The sequence below is a fragment of the Sulfurimonas denitrificans DSM 1251 genome (assembly GCF_000012965.1).
GTDB lineage: Bacteria > Campylobacterota > Campylobacteria > Campylobacterales > Sulfurimonadaceae > Sulfurimonas > Sulfurimonas denitrificans.
This window is the reverse complement of the sequence record NC_007575.1, coordinates 1330404-1345767: the sequence shown is the minus strand read 5'-3', so window position 1 is coordinate 1345767 and position 15364 is coordinate 1330404. Positions and strand designations below refer to the sequence as shown.

The 15364-nt window shown below is 32.7% G+C and carries 16 protein-coding genes; 4 read left to right on the top strand and 12 right to left on the bottom strand.

The window, feature by feature from the left end:
* Positions 1-58: 58 nt before the first annotated feature.
* From SUDEN_RS06675 to SUDEN_RS06650, 6 genes are read right to left on the bottom strand one after another with little or no spacing between them, the layout of a single operon-like run.
* Positions 59-601 carry a DUF1882 domain-containing protein gene (locus SUDEN_RS06675; protein ID WP_011372905.1) on the bottom strand — a complete coding sequence of 181 codons (543 nt, stop codon included), beginning with the start codon at positions 599-601 and terminating at the stop codon, positions 59-61.
* Between the two features lie 9 nt (positions 602-610).
* A complete protein-coding gene (locus SUDEN_RS06670) occupies positions 611-1858 on the bottom strand; it encodes a serine hydroxymethyltransferase (RefSeq protein WP_011372904.1) in 1248 nt (415 codons plus the stop codon).
* Positions 1859-1860: 2 nt separating this feature from the next.
* Complete coding sequence (gene lysS, locus SUDEN_RS06665) at positions 1861-3375, bottom strand: lysine--tRNA ligase (RefSeq protein ID WP_011372903.1); 1515 nt, start codon at positions 3373-3375, stop codon at positions 1861-1863.
* A gap of 20 nt (positions 3376-3395) precedes the next feature.
* Positions 3396-3872, bottom strand: a complete 477-nt coding sequence (locus SUDEN_RS06660) for a Fur family transcriptional regulator (protein WP_011372902.1) — start codon at positions 3870-3872, stop codon at positions 3396-3398.
* A 1-nt stretch (position 3873) separates the two neighbouring features.
* A complete protein-coding gene (locus SUDEN_RS06655; protein ID WP_011372901.1) occupies positions 3874-4524 on the bottom strand; it encodes a CvpA family protein in 651 nt (216 codons plus the stop codon).
* Positions 4524-5441, bottom strand: coding sequence for a GGDEF domain-containing protein (locus SUDEN_RS06650; protein WP_041672268.1), 918 nt, complete (start codon positions 5439-5441; stop codon positions 4524-4526). The genes SUDEN_RS06655 and SUDEN_RS06650 overlap by 1 nt, the downstream gene beginning before the upstream one ends.
* A gap of 164 nt (positions 5442-5605) precedes the next feature.
* Here SUDEN_RS06650 and SUDEN_RS06645 point away from each other — a divergent pair, with 164 nt between their 5' ends.
* Positions 5606-6955: a class II 3-deoxy-7-phosphoheptulonate synthase gene (locus SUDEN_RS06645; RefSeq protein ID WP_011372899.1), complete on the top strand. Its 1350-nt coding sequence runs from the start codon at positions 5606-5608 to the stop codon at positions 6953-6955.
* A 16-nt stretch (positions 6956-6971) separates the two neighbouring features.
* Here SUDEN_RS06645 and abc-f read toward each other — a convergent pair whose 3' ends face one another.
* Positions 6972-8912: a ribosomal protection-like ABC-F family protein gene (gene abc-f, locus SUDEN_RS06640; protein ID WP_011372898.1), complete on the bottom strand. Its 1941-nt coding sequence runs from the start codon at positions 8910-8912 to the stop codon at positions 6972-6974.
* Positions 8913-9100: 188 nt separating this feature from the next.
* Here abc-f and SUDEN_RS06635 point away from each other — a divergent pair, with 188 nt between their 5' ends.
* Positions 9101-10498 (top strand): MBL fold metallo-hydrolase RNA specificity domain-containing protein, encoded by a 1398-nt coding sequence (locus SUDEN_RS06635; RefSeq protein ID WP_011372897.1) that lies wholly within the window; start codon positions 9101-9103, stop codon positions 10496-10498.
* Here SUDEN_RS06635 and SUDEN_RS06630 read toward each other — a convergent pair.
* On the bottom strand, positions 10495-10818 hold the full coding sequence (locus SUDEN_RS06630) for a hypothetical protein (RefSeq protein ID WP_011372896.1): 324 nt from the start codon (positions 10816-10818) through the stop codon (positions 10495-10497). The genes SUDEN_RS06635 and SUDEN_RS06630 overlap by 4 nt on opposite strands.
* 12 nt (positions 10819-10830) lie before the next feature.
* Complete coding sequence (locus SUDEN_RS06625; protein ID WP_011372895.1) at positions 10831-11658, bottom strand: universal stress protein; 828 nt, start codon at positions 11656-11658, stop codon at positions 10831-10833.
* A 278-nt stretch (positions 11659-11936) separates the two neighbouring features.
* On the opposite strand from SUDEN_RS06625, the gene htpG reads away from it, so the two are divergent.
* The gene (htpG, locus tag SUDEN_RS06620) at positions 11937-13829 is read left to right on the top strand and encodes a molecular chaperone HtpG (RefSeq protein WP_011372894.1); all 1893 of its coding nucleotides are present in this window, start codon (positions 11937-11939) and stop codon (positions 13827-13829) included.
* Positions 13830-13928: 99 nt separating this feature from the next.
* The gene (locus SUDEN_RS06615) at positions 13929-14435 is read left to right on the top strand and encodes a hypothetical protein (protein WP_011372893.1); all 507 of its coding nucleotides are present in this window, start codon (positions 13929-13931) and stop codon (positions 14433-14435) included.
* On the opposite strand, the gene SUDEN_RS11330 is transcribed toward SUDEN_RS06615, so the two are convergent.
* The 3 genes from SUDEN_RS11330 to SUDEN_RS06605 all read right to left on the bottom strand — a co-directional run bounded on the left by SUDEN_RS11330 (position 14432) and on the right by SUDEN_RS06605 (position 15269).
* Complete coding sequence (locus tag SUDEN_RS11330) at positions 14432-14599, bottom strand: hypothetical protein (protein ID WP_158301043.1); 168 nt, start codon at positions 14597-14599, stop codon at positions 14432-14434. The two genes, SUDEN_RS06615 and SUDEN_RS11330, sit on opposite strands and share 4 nt — an antisense overlap.
* A gap of 6 nt (positions 14600-14605) precedes the next feature.
* Positions 14606-14914, bottom strand: a complete 309-nt coding sequence (locus tag SUDEN_RS06610; RefSeq protein WP_011372892.1) for a hypothetical protein — start codon at positions 14912-14914, stop codon at positions 14606-14608.
* A gap of 64 nt (positions 14915-14978) precedes the next feature.
* Entirely contained in the window at positions 14979-15269 is a 291-nt protein-coding gene (locus SUDEN_RS06605; RefSeq protein WP_011372891.1) for a DUF3817 domain-containing protein, read from the bottom strand.
* Positions 15270-15364 lie beyond the last annotated feature (95 nt).

Sequence of the window (15364 nt, the reverse complement as noted above, 5' to 3'; positions counted from 1 at the left end):
ATCTTCTTTATCTATAATAATACCTAAAAGTTGTTTACATGTGCTTTTTCAATAGATGCTACATGTGTTTTGACCAAGAGGCACCACGCTCTTTAGAGTAAACTTCCATTGGAAGTGTTAAAATGTTATAATCATCTGGCATATCAGCATTTGGAAACATTCTCCACTGTTTTGGCTGTTTTGCTGCTAATTTCATACTTATCATTTTTCCTAGCTGAATAGCTTCTTGAAGGGTAGTATGACCTTTATGAATATATACATGAAGATGTCCCTCAGTTCTTGTTTTGTAAGCAGTAAAATTTATAAAACCCTCTTCTCGAAGCAGAAGTTGAGTCTTATGATAAAAGCGCTCTGGATCATTCCCGTTATAATCAATTACAATATTTTCTACTTTACCATGTTTGTTTATTAGCGAATGTGCTACGGTTATTTCGCCTTTTATATGCTGATTTATAACAGCTTGTGACAAAATGGCATTTACTTTTTCAAATTTATTATAAAATGTTCTACCTTTAAAGATAATCTTATCTACTACTGAATCTCTTTTTATCCAGTAGTGATCCGTTGACATTTTTATAAGATTTAAATCAGATGCTGTCATTTGTATCCTTTAATATGTTGATTGATTGTAAATTACAAATTTTTGTGCTAGCTCTTTGAGCTCTTTTTTAACAGATTCTTGAAGCTTTGTGTTATTGATATCATCTAAAACATCGGCAATTTTGTTAGCAATAAACTCAAACTCTCTCTCTTTCATGCCTCTGCTTGTAAGTGCTGGACTTCCAATGCGAATCCCACTTGTAACAAAAGGGCTTCTTGTCTCTCCGGGAACAGTGTTTTTATTTACTGTTATACCTGCATTTCCAAGAGCAATATCTGCATCTTTGCCAGAGAAATCACGATTTAAAAACGAGAGTAGAACTAAATGGTTATCTGTTCCGCCACTTACTAAATCATAACCTCTTTTTACAAGTACTTCACCTAAGATTTTTGCATTTGCTTTTACTTGCACAGCATAATCTTTCCACTCAGCAGATAAGTTGTATTTAAACCCAACAGCTTTTGCTGCTATTACATGTACAAGTGGACCACCTTGAATACCTGGGAAAATTGCAGAGTTTATCTTCTTTGCTATATCTTCGTCATTTGTCATAATCATACCGCCACGAGGACCCGCAAGAGTTTTATGAGTAGTAGTTGTTACAACATGAGCGTGAGGAAATGGACTCATATGCTCACCTGCTACAACTAAACCAGCAACATGGGCAATATCAGCAAACATAATAGCACCAACAGCATCAGCAATCTCTCTAAACTTTTTAAAGTCTATCTCTCTTGCATAAGCACTGGCACCACAAACTATGATTTTTGGCTGAACTGCTTTTGCAATCTCTAAGATTTTATCATAGTTCATTCTTCCATCTAGTTCCACCCCATAAGTAAAGCTTGAATAGTTCTGACCTGAAAAACTCGGCTTACTACCATGAGTCAAATGTCCGCCATGACTTAAATCCATACCTAAGAGCTTATCACCAGCCTTTAGAAGAGCCGCATATACAGCTGCATTTGCTTGACTTCCTGAGTGTGGTTGAACATTTGCATAATTACAACCAAAGAGTTTGCAAGCTCTATCAATAGCTAACTGCTCAACACCATCAGCATATTCACAGCCGCCATAATAACGCTTTGCAGGATAGCCCTCAGCATACTTATTTGTAAATACACTTCCCATCGCTTCCATAACTGCAGGAAGTGTAAAGTTCTCGCTAGCAATCATCTCTAAATGGTTACTCTGTCTCTCTAACTCTTTTTCGCATAAATCAAATATATCTTTATCAAACTCTTTTAAAAAACTCATATTTATTCCTTTTCTTCTTGTTTTTCATCTGTATGTATCGGTTTCATAGCTGGAAAGAGCAGAACATCTCTTATTGAGTGCTCATTTGTTAGCAACATAACAAGTCTGTCTATTCCTATACCTTGACCAGCAGTTGGTGCCATTCCATAGCTTAGAGCCTCTACAAAGTCCAAATCCATTGCATGGGCTTCATCATCTCCGCTCTCTTTTGATTCAACTTGAGTTTTAAATCTATTGTATTGATCAACAGGGTCATTTAACTCACTAAATGCATTTGCAATCTCACGCCCAGCAATAAATAGCTCAAATCTCTCAGTTACTTCGGGATTTTTATCACTCCTTCTAGCAAGAGGCGATATTTCTACTGGGTATTCAGTTATAAAAGTAGGGTTTATCAGCTTGTCTTCAACAAACTCATCAAATAACTCCCCTTGAAGTTGACCTAAGCTTAGATTGTTTTTTACTTGGATATTTTTCTCTTTTAAAAATAAGATAATTTTATCTTTATCATTTACTATCTCTTTTGGAACAGCGCCTATAGTATATAAAGATTCTATTAGCGGCACTTCACTAAATTTGTTAAAATCAACTTCCATATCTCCATAAGGAAGAGAAGTTGGAAGGTTTAGATGATCAAAAAGATATCTAAAATACTCTTTTGTGATTTCAATCAAATCTTTATATGTTTTATATGCCCAATAAAACTCAATAGAGGTAAATTCAGGATTATGTGTAGCATCCATTCCCTCATTTCTAAAGTTACGATTTATCTCAAAAACAGCTTCAAAACCGCCTACTATAAGTCTCTTTAGGTAGAGTTCAGGAGCTATTCTTAGGTATCTATCAATTCCCAAAGCGTTATGATGAGTAACAAATGGCTTAGCATTTGCACCACCTGCAATTGGGTGCATCATAGGAGTTTCAACCTCTAAAAAGCCTTTGTCTTCAAAAAAGCGACGAGTTAAAGATATTACTTTAGATCTAACTTTAAATGTTTTGCGAACATCAGCATTCATAATAAGGTCAAGGTATCTTTTTCTATATCTTGTCTCTTTGTCAGTTATGCCATGAAACTTCTCAGGAAGAGGAGATATCGCTTTTGTAAGTAGTTTAAGGTTATCAGCATGAAGAGAGAGCTCTCCTTGTCCAGTTACAAAAGGGTATCCGCTAACTTCTACAATGTCACCTGTTTCTATGTTTTTTTTGAAAGTTTCATTGTAAAACTCTTCACCTATATGGTCTCTTGCAACATACACTTGAAGTACATTACTCTCATCTTCAATTTGTATAAAACTTGCTTTTCCCATAATTCTAAAGAGTTTTATACGTCCACTTAAAGTGTAGCGTCTCTTCTCATCTCTTTTGTTCTCTTTATTAATCACATCCGAATTTACATTTAAAAATTTCTCAATAGTTGCATTTCTTTTTGATTCGTTTGCATAAGGGTTTATCCCCGCTTTTTTTAAAATTTCTACTTTTTCAATTCTCTGTTGAATAAATTTATTATCAAAAACCAATAATCTTTCCTTTATATTTTCTATTTTTTTTGGCAGTTTTTACATATACCGTAGATTTGCATAGAGTGATCTTTCATTTCGAAACCCAACTCTTTCGCAATTTTGTGTTGTCTCTCTTCTATCTGCTCATCTACAAACTCTGTAATATCTCCACAATTTGTACAGATAAAATGATCATGGTGGTGTTTTGCCCCAAGTTCATACTTTTTGCCTTGTGCACCAAATGAGAGAGAAGTGACCATCTCAGACTCTTCTAAAAGGGATAATGTTCTATAAACTGTAGCAATTCCAGTGTTTAAATCTGGAAATTTTTCTTGAATAAGGTTATGTAGAGCCTCTGGAGTTAAATGCTCATCTGAATTATAAAGAGTCTCTAAAATAACTTCTCTTTGAATAGTGAATTTTAAACTATTTTTTTTCAGAAGTTGTTTAAAATCTTCTAACAACTGCTTATAGGCAACTGTTTTATCATTAAAATCAGTAGTTATTTCGGACATGTTATTTATCTCCTTTGCTTGATAAATTATCTTCAACACTCATATCCAGTTTTTTCTTTGTATCTTCGACTATTTTTAAACTGTTTTCTTCTATTTTTTTTCCAACTTCATCTTCTATGATTTGTGCGCCTTTTCCAATAGTGGCATTTATCTCATCAGATATCTCTATAGGGTCTAATTTCATAATAAAACTGCCTGTTTCAACTAAAATAGGAAAGAGAATACTGTTTTTCATCATCGAATCAAGATTGGCACGCATCGCTTTTATGTTGTATGTAGAGTATAAAATAACAGATGCTATAAGGAAAAACTTTCCTGCACTAATTAAAAAACCAAAGATTTTATCAAAAATTCCAAGACCGCTAAGAGAGCTTAATTTTTTAAAAACAACTCCAATTCCTATCATAAAGAGCCAAAACAGAGCAAGAGTAACCAAGAAACCAGTAAAGCTTACCGCAGCATCATTTTGAAATTTTAATACTGAATCATTAATAAGCTTACCTACACTATCTCCGACTCTAGATGCTATAAAAATACCACCTATGATACCAATTAGACCAAAAATTTCTTTAAAAAAACCGTTTAAAATTCCTTTAAGTCCTAAAAAAAGAACTAAAATCGAGACAATAATATCAAAATAACTAAACGCCATTAATTGCAGTCCTTAGAAACCATATTTTTTCCACTTTTTTTTGAAACATATAACGCTTTGTCTGCCCTTGAGAGAAGAGAGTCTGGAGTATCATGCTCTTTTAATTTTGTAACTCCAATGCTAGCTGTTACAGAGATTCGCTCACCCATGTAGATGAGATTGTTTGAGCTTATAAGATGTAGAAGCCTATTTGCTATTTGTTCACACTGATCATCACTGTTTCTGTTTATAACAATAGTAAACTCTTCTCCACCATATCTAAAGATTTTATCACCATCTCTGAGAGTTTTTCTGAGTATATTTGATATAAAAATAAGAATTTTATCTCCAGCTATATGACCATATTTATCATTAATGCTTTTAAAATTATCTATATCAAGCATCATTACATGTAAATCATCATAAGGCAGACTCTTATTTGAACAAACTTCTTGAAGATAAGAGCTAAGAGATCTTCTGTTAAATACTTTAGTTAGAGGGTCGAGATTTGAAGTCTCTTCAAGAATTTTAACCTTTTGATGTAGCTCTGTGATTACTAGATTTGCTTTTCTCACTTCATCACTCATGTGAGTATGGATATCATTAAATTTTTCAGATAATGCATTTAAATCAATATGTTGTTCATTGCATTTTTCTATAGTATCTTTGTTAAGTTTCGTCAACTCTCCAAACTTATCATTTGTATTTTTATATGAGTTCAAACTCTCTTTGACAATCTCTTTGTAGGAATTTTTAAAACTCTCTTTAGCATGTTCTATAGTGTCTAAATCTCTATCGTTAATGTTTGTAACTATATCAATTGCATCTCTTAAATAGCTTACAACTTGCTCTTTTGATGCCTCTTCTTCGCCGTCAATACGCTCTAGAAGATTTTCATAAATTTGCTCAACAAGTGCTTTTAAATCGCTTTTTTGCATAATAGTATAGTCCACTGAAAAATATGTTGCATTATACATCTCTAAGAATAAAATGTAGCTTTTTTTTTGGTTTTTAATTTTTAAACTTAACTAATCAGTGCTATTTTAGGTAGTGTAATGTAAAATTTCAAAAATAGATAAAAGATTATAAAAAAGGTATTACCATGAGTAATTGGAGCGCATCAAGTTGGAGACAAAAACCTATTGTGCAGCAGCCTACATATCCAAATCAAGATGAATTAAATAGAGTGTTAGAGGAGCTGAGAAACTATCCTCCACTTGTTTTTGCAGGTGAAGCACGTTCACTTAAAGCTCAACTTGCAAATGCTTCTGAGGGGAGGGGTTTTTTACTTCAAGGTGGAGATTGTGCTGAGAGTTTTAGTGAGTTTCACGCACACAATATCCGTGATACATTTAAAGCAATCCTTCAAATGGCAGTAGTTATGACTTATGCTGGCGGAGTTCCTGTTGTAAAAGTTGGTCGTCTTGGTGGACAATTTGCAAAGCCTCGTTCAAGCGATACTGAAACAATTGATGGCATTACACTTGATGCTTATCGTGGTGATATTATTAATGGTGTTGATTTTACTAAAGAGATGCGTGTGCCAGATCCACAAAGAATGATAAAAGCCTATAATCAGTCAGCTGCGACTTTAAATCTTCTTCGTGCTTTTGCATCTGGTGGACTTGCAGATTTACATGTAGTGCATAAATGGAATCTTGATTTTACAAACCAGAGTGAGATAAGTAAAAAATATGAAGATTTAGCAGAGGAGATTGGAAAGTCTCTAAAGTTTATGGAAGCATGTGGAATTACATCAAAAACTCATAGAACTCTAAGAGAGACAGATTTTTATACTTCGCATGAAGCGTTATTGCTTCCTTATGAAGAGGCATTTACAAGAAAAGATTCAATTACAAATGAGTGGTATGACACATCTGCTCACATGTTATGGATAGGTGATAGAACTCGCCAATTAGATGGAGCACATGTAGAGTACATGAGAGGCATTAACAACCCTATTGGAGTTAAGGCTGGACCATCGATGGACCCAGAAGATTTGCTTAGACTTTGTGATGTTTTAAATCCTCAAAATGAAGCTGGGCGTTTAAATATCATTGTTAGAATGGGTGCTGATAAAGTAGCAGATGGTATGCCAAAACTTATTCGTGCAATAGAGCGTGAGGGTAGAAAAGTTCTTTGGAGCTGTGATCCTATGCATGGAAATACAGTAAAATCATCAAACAACTTTAAAACTCGTCCAGTTGACTCTATTTTAACCGAGATGAAACAATTTTTTCAAGTTCACAAATCTGAGGGGACATTCGCAGGCGGCGTTCATTTAGAGATGACAGGTAAAAATGTGACAGAGTGTATTGGCGGCTCTTTTGTAGTAACTGAAGAAGATTTAAGCTCTCGTTACCACACTCACTGTGACCCAAGATTAAATGCTGATCAAGCTTTAGAGTTAGCATTTTTAATAGCGGATACTCTAAGAGAAGCTCAAAAGTAGTTAGTGCGTATTTGCACTAGCTATTATTTATCTCTTCTGCTTTTTCTTCTATATTAAGTAACTCTTCAACTTTAGCTTCATATAACCTTTTGAGCTCTTCTAGTTCAAGTGCCAGTTTTGTAATTCCTATCTTCTCATAACATGTAGGATTTGCCAAGCAGCTGTTTTTCTCTTCAATTTTTATCTCAATATCATCTATCTCTAGCGGAAGTTTCTCTAGTGCAATCTTCTCTTTAAATGTGAGTTTCAACTCTCTAGTTTTATTTTCTCTAGGCTTTAGTTCTGTTTTTTGACTCTCTTTTGCAAGTGCATTAAGTTCTCTTAGCTCTCTCTCAAACTCCAAATACTCTGTGTAACTTTGATAACTCTCTTCTATGCTCTTATCATCTTTAAAAATAAAGAGCTTTTTAGCAATTTTATCTACGAAATATCTATCATGGCTAACTATAATTACAGCTCCGCTAAAGTTGATTAACTGCTCTTCTAAAATATTTATTGTTGGAATATCCAAATCATTTGTTGGCTCATCGAGAATTAAAATATCTACATTTTTTGTAAAAAGTAGTGCCAAGGCGATGCGGTTTTTCTCACCGCCACTAAGTATTCCTATTTTTTTATCTAAAAACTCTCTAGGAAAGAGGAAGTTTTTTAAGTAGCCATAAACATGCATATCTCGCCCACGAACACTTACTCTATCCCCTCCATGTGGACAAAAAGTCTCCATAAGATTTAGATTATCATCTAACATCTCACGGTGTTGATCAAAATAGCCTATCTTAAATTCGCCTCTTTTTATCTTCCCCTCTGTTGGCTCTATACGCCCAAGAAGAGCTTTTAGCAGAGTTGATTTACCACTTCCGTTTGGTCCAACTATGGCAATTGTATCTTTTTGAAGTATTCTAGTTGTAAAGTTTTTAAATAGCTCTTTATCTCCTATGGTTAAGCCAAGATTTTCTACTTCAAAGAGCATTTTTTGCTTATTTACACTTTTGTCACGATTGAAATGTTTGGCTTCACGCTCGAGCTCTAGCGTCATTTTTTTGATTTTAGAGGGATTTGTTTTTGCATCTTCTCTAAGAGACATAAGTCTCTCTTTGCGCCCTTCATTTCTCTTTAGTCTTGCCTTTACACCACGAGAAAACCACTCGTTTTCTCTCTTTAGTATAGTTAAAAGAGTTTCATGTTGCTTCTCAAGAGTTCGCATATACTCCTCTTTTTGGCTTAAGTAGTTGCTGTATCCTCCGCTATACTCTCTGATGGAGCAATCTTCAACTTCAACGCTTTTAGTAGCCACTCTATCTATAAAATATCTATCATGAGATATAAAAACAAGAGTAAACTTCTCTCTTAAAAGTAACTCTTCTAAGAACTCTACCATGTAAACATCAAGGTGGTTGGTAGGCTCATCAAGAAGTAAAATATCTGGTTTTTGTAGAAGCAGTGAAGCAAGTGCCACTCTTCTTTGTTCCCCTCCGCTAAGCATAGCAACTGGTTTTTCTTCATACTGCTTGAGATCAAAATGCTCTATTATGCGGTCAATCTTATCATCTAAATTCCAAGCGTTATGATGCTCAATATAGCGAGAGAGCATCTCATGTTCATCTATAAAAGCTCTGTTTTGAAAATCATCTGCTAGGAGATGTGAGAGTTTTTCATATCTCTCTTTTGCAATGTTAAGCTCACTTAGTCCGTCTTCAACAGCCTCTCTTACAGTAGCACCATCTTTAAATTCTGGTCTTTGATCTAACATTTTTATCTCTAAATTTTGTCTGCAAATACGCTCACCGCTATCTTGCTCTAGTGTCCCATTTACTATCTTCATAAGGGTAGATTTTCCACTTCCATTTTTACCGATTATGACGATTCTCTCGCCTTCGTCAACATGAAAATTTATATCTATTAAAATTTTTTGAGCTTCATAATGTTTTGATATGTTTAGTAGGTCTATTAATGCCATGTATATATATTAACTCCAAATTATAGGGCTTTTAAAGAAAAAAATTTAAGGCAAATAGTATCTCTATTATTGTTAATAATGACTTATTGAAAATGCTCAATCTAACTTCTTTTTAGTTTTTCACAATAATTACACTAAGTTTAAATATAATAAAAAAAGTATTTGCTTTGGCAAAAAGGAGAGTTTAAATGGTAAGTGTTACATCATATGGGGCGGCAGGAACTGTTACTGGTTCTTGCCATCATGTAAAAATAGGTTCTATTAATATTTTGATTGATTGTGGAATGTTTCAAGGTAATGGAGATAATAATAAAAATTATGATGATTTTGAGTTTGATGTGTCAAAAATCAACTATCTTGTTTTAACACATGCACACCTTGACCATATAGGAAGAGTTCCAAAACTCATAAAAGATGGTTTTAAAGGCAAAATAATTGCAACAAAAGCAACAAAAGATATTGCAAAAGTTATGCTCTTAGATAGTGCAAATATACTTCAAGAGGAGTATAAAACCCTAAGAAGAAAAGCTAGAAGAAGAGGTGAAGAAGATACTATTTTAGAGCCTTTATATACTAAAGATGATGTAAAAAATGTTTTTGAAAAAAAGTGGTGTACTCTTGAATATTTTGAAGAGCATAAATTAAAAAACCATATAAAAATATCTTTTAGAAATGCTGGACATATTTTGGGCAGCGCTTTTGTTATGATTGATTATCAAGAAAAAAATAAATCAAAAAGAGTGGTTTTCTCAGGTGATTTAGGCTCACCACAAAGACTCATCATTGATAACCCAGATAGTGTTGATGAGGCTGATTATCTTTTTATAGAATCAACATACGGAGACCGTAAACATAAGTCTCTTGATGAGAGTATAGATGAGTTTAAAGAGGCAATTCGCACTACACTCAAAAAAAATGGAAATGTAATAATTCCATCGTTTGCACTAGAGAGAACGCAAGAGATACTTTGGCTATTACATGTAATGCACGATAGTGGAGAGTTGCCAAAATGCTCAATCTATTTAGATAGTCCACTCGCTATTAAAGCAACAAAACTTTATAACCGTTATCCAGTATATTTGAGTGATGAACTAATATATACACCAGGCAGAGGAGGCGATCCATTCTCTTTTAATTGGCTTAAAACAAGCACCTCAAGCGATCAATCTATTGCAATAAACAAGGTAAAAGAGCGTGCTATTATCATAGCAGGAAGTGGTATGTGTACTGGAGGACGTATTATGCACCATCTAAAACATAGATTATGGAGTCCAAAAAATGCAATTATTTTTGTCGGATACCAGGTTAGAGGAACTTTAGGACGAAGCATTGTTGATGGAGATAAACATGTTAAAATTTACGGAGAAGAGATAGCCATAAGAGCAAAAATTTACACTATCAACGGATTTTCAGCTCACGCAGACCAAAAAGAGTTGATTGATTGGGTGCGCCCAATTGAGGGGTTGAAAAATATCTTTTTAATTCATGGTGAAGAAGATAAGATGGAGATTTTCTCAAGAGAGATTAAAAAAGAGTTAGGGTGTGAGTCAAAAATAGTTGAACATGGAGTAAAGATAAATCTTTAAATCTCCCCATAACATAAAGCCTTAGCTGCATACCAAGTGGCTATTGCTTCATCATTGTATTGATGCTCTCTTTGCTTAAGCGGAATGACACTGTTTCGCAGTTTTGAGCGAACAATGCCCATGATTATAAATGATAAAACGAGTGCAAGAAGAGCTATGAAAAAGTCATAAAAATACCACACTACAACAGATATAAAAATAGTCATGTATTGTAAAAATAGCTTTAAAATCAGCGCTATAATTTTACATCTCCTAAGATAGAGCCTAGGAGTAGGCTCTATCTGCTCTACAATCTGCTCTTCAATATCCTCTTGAAACAAAAAAATACCAAATTACTTTACAACAAATACATCTGTTAAAGATTGCTCTAAAATATCAAAAGCAAAGAAGCTAACATTTTGTGTTGCATGGATTACAAGTATGTCGTGTTTTATTCCTTTAACCTCTTCATTAAATGTTTTAGCACTTAGAGTGCTTTTAATAGAAGATGCTGTGACGTCTATCTCTTGCGGTAGAGACAGAGAATCTAAAAATGATTCTAACTCTCCTTGTGACTCTTCTTGAATACTTTGTTGATAAGTAGCAAGACTTTGCGGGTCCATTCCATAAAGGCTCATTGTACTGCCAAGAGGCATATAAAACAGATTTACCAGAGTAATAGAAGCGTTGGCAAAAAGCTTAGCTGTATATTTAATCGCTTTTGCAGACTCTTGTGACATATCTGTGAGTATTAAGATGTTTTCATACTTTAGCTCATGCTCTTTTTTCATTATTAAAATAGGAGTTTGAGCATGTTTTATAATCTCTTTTGTGTGTGAACCCATGATAAGAGCATCTAAGAAATTTGTTTCACCACTATTGCCCATTATTACCATGTCAGCATTTAAAATATTTGCTGTATTTGCAACTTCAATTTTCACCTTGCCACTTACACAGTGGTAGTTCTCTTTTTTTATTGAACTAAATTTTTCACTAAGTTTTAAAAATCCACTATTTTTTGTACTCTCTAAATCTATTTTTTTTGAGAAAAATGAGCTCTCAACTACATGCACTACATGTAATTCACCATCCATTTGATTTGTAAAGCTAAGTGCTTTCTCTAAAACAACATAACTACTTTTTGAGAAGTCAATCGCGACAAGTACCGTAAATTTTTTCATAATAACTCCTAATTTAAATAATCTTTTGCGTACATACCATCTTTAAATACAAACAGTATAAAAGCTATATCGTGTGATTATAACTCATTTAAATTATCTTTGAACTTATAGAGGCTTTATTTGAGTATAAAAAAGGATTTAAAAATAAAAATTATAAGTTATTTAATATAAAGTAAATATTCTTTAGTCATATAGACTAAGGTTTCTTGATTTGATTTGTATTTATTAACTTTTTTTTGATACTATTTCTCAAACTATTAACTAAAAGGATTTAAAAGATGGCAAAACATCAATTTCAAACCGAAGCAAATCAGATACTAAACCTTATGATTCACTCGCTATATTCAAATAAAGAGATATTTATTCGTGAGCTTGTTTCAAATGCGTCAGATGCTCTTGATAAGTTAAATATGTTAGTATTGACAAATGATGAGTACAAAGGAGTAAATTTTTCTCCTCGTATCGATATTATTGCAGATAAAGAAGCTAAAACTTTAACTATCAAAGATAGCGGTATTGGCATGAATGAAGAAGATTTGATGAACAATCTAGGAACGATTGCTAAATCTGGTACAAAAGCATTTTTAGAAAATTTAAGTGGAGATCAAAAGAAGGATTCTCATCTTATTGGTCAGTTTGGAGTTGGTTTCTATGCTTCTTTTATGGTTGCACACAAAGTTGAAGTTACAACAAAAAAAGCTGCTACTGAACAAGCATATCTTTGGATTAGCAAGGGTGATGGTGAATTTGAGATAGAAAAAACTACTAGAGAGTCTCATGGCACAACGATAGTTATGCACCTAAATGATGATGAGAGTGAGTTTTTGGATAGTTATAGAATTGAGGGTATTATAAAAAAATACTCAAACCACATTCCTTTTGCAATCTTTATGGATAAAGATAAATTTATTCCTGCGAAAAAAGATGAAGATGGTAAAGAGATAGAGCCTTCAAGAAATGAAGTTGAAAATATTCAAATAAATCGTGCCAACGCTCTTTGGACTATTTCAAAAAATGAGATAAGTGATGAGGAGTATAAAGATTTTTATAGTTCAATTGCGCACTCATCAGAAGAACCACTCGCTTGGATGCACAACAAAGCAGAGGGCGCTATAGAGTACACGACACTATTTTATATTCCATCTAAAGCACCTATGGATATGTATAGAGTTGATTATCAAACTGGTATCAAACTCTACATCAATCGTGTGTTTATTACTGATGATGAAAAAGAGCTCATGCCGACATATTTGAGATTTTTACGTGGTGTAATTGACTCAAAAGATTTGCCTCTAAACGTCTCCCGTGAGATTTTACAATCAAATGCAGTTATGGCAAAAATTAAAAATGCTTCTGTAAAAAAAGTTCTCTCAGAACTAGCAAAGATGGCAAAGAGAGATGCTAAAAAATATGATGACTTCTTTACACAATTTGGTAATGTTTTAAAAGAGGGACTATATAGTGACTATGGCAATCGTGAGAATATTTTAGAACTTCTAAAATTCAACACTATAAACTCTGATGAAAAAATTATGATTGAGGAGTTTATAAAAAATGTTGATGAGACAAAAAAAGAGATTTATTATATAACTGGAAAAACTTCCCTCTCAATGCTTAAAAGCTCACCAGCATTAGAGAGATTTAAATCTCGTGGTATAAATGTTTTAGTTTTAAATGAAGAGATAGACACAATAATTTTCCCAATGGTTACAGAGTACAAAGAGTATAAACTAATACATGTAAACGATGTAAAGTTTGAAGAAAATGAGAATGACAAAAAAGCTCAAGAGAAGAGTTCAAAAGAGTTTGAAGGACTTACAAAAGAGCTAAAAGAGTCTTTAGGAGATAGTGTCAAAAGTGTTGAAGTTACATTTGATTTAGTTGATTCACCTGTCAAATTAAAAGAGGACAAAGAAGATCCTGCATTTATGATGGCGCAGATTATGAAGCAGATGGGACAAAGTGGTGATACTCCAGCTCCAGCTCCTATTCTTCAGATAAATCCTAAGCATGAGCTAATTATAAAACTAAAAAATTCTGCTGATATAAACTTAATAAATGATGCAGCTCACCTGCTTTTAGATCAAGCAAAACTCTTTGATGGAGTTCAACTAGAAGATACAGCTGGATTTGTTTTAAGATTAAACAGAGTTATTGCCAAAGCAATATAAGTTATTTTATATGAGTGCTTTTGTAGCACTCATACCCCATTTACATTTTTTTATCTACCTTTAAAACTACAAAATAATGAAATATGATATTTTCTCTTTATGAATTATAAGTTTACCGAAAAAAGAGTTCCACAAAATGCTCATTTACGTAATAAAATAGATATTATGATAAAAAATGGAGATATATTTATAGAGAAAAATTTTATACATTTAGATGTTTTAAACTATAAATATGAGATAAAAGAAGCGGTTGAAGAACTCTCTTTAGAGGAGGATATTATCCTTGAGCTTATAGAAGATTATATTGTAGAAATTTTAAAATCAAAAATTCTATTTTACAAATATATAGATGAATTAAAAAAAGACTCGGTAGATAAAAAAAATTTAAATTACTCCAAAATTAGAGATTTAGCACATAAAAATTTAGGTGTTGTAAAAAATTTACGTATAAAAGATGCTCAAAAATTTCTTGAGAAGATAGTAGTAGAAGAAAATCTAGATTATTTAAGGCTTTATGCTAAAGCTTTAGAAATTTCTGCAACAAAGCTAAATCCTCTTTGTGCATACGAAACATTAAAACTTATCGCCATTAAAGAGACTCTTTAATCTCTAATTGCTTTTGAAACTTCTTCTAATAAATTAGATGGTTTTTTTATTATTGTTATTTCATTTGTTTTTGTGGGTAAGACAAAGGCAAGTATGATAAATATAAAAGAGAATATCACACCTACTAAGAGCATAAGAACTACTTTTAGTTTATGCTCATTCATAAAAATCTAATCTACTTTATTTAGGTTATTTGAAGTAATATAAATCCAAAACTCTTTGTGTGAATAACCTTTGTTTAAAAAGAAAATTTGCAAAATAGCAACTCTGTAGAGTGTTATGACCATTTTTGCAAAAGGTATAAAAAGAGATAAACTAACTAAGAGAGATTGCTCTTTGTCACCCTTTGAGGTAAGCATCTCCTGCATACCTATGTTTTTGCTAAGATATAACCCAAAGAGTATTGAAAACATAAAATTTAAAACTAATCCAAATATCATGTAAGCCATAAAATCTTGTTCATGCATTCCAGCAATCATAGTCTTCTCCAATCATATATTTTGCTTTTAAAATTTAAAAATATTCTAACTAAATAAAACTTTTTTATTCATAAGTTTTTATTCTATTTTTTGTAAAAAATGTTCCAAATGGAATAAGAGATGCAATAAAAAATATTAAATTCTCTTTATGGGACCATTTTGTCTCTTGCCACGCTTTAATTAAAAGAAGACAAAATATTATAAAAAGTATTCCATGAATCATTCCAACTACTTTTACAGCTACGGGAATTCCAAAAATATACTTCATGGGCATTGCAATAAACACAAGTACCAAATAAGAGTATCCCTCAATTGTATTTATCTGCCCAAATCTAACAACACTCTTATTTTTCATACTTTATCCCAGTATATAATTTATTGATTTGTGGATTATATAATCTAAAAGTAACAACTTGGTTATTTGTTCAAATTTAAAAAGTAATCGCAAAC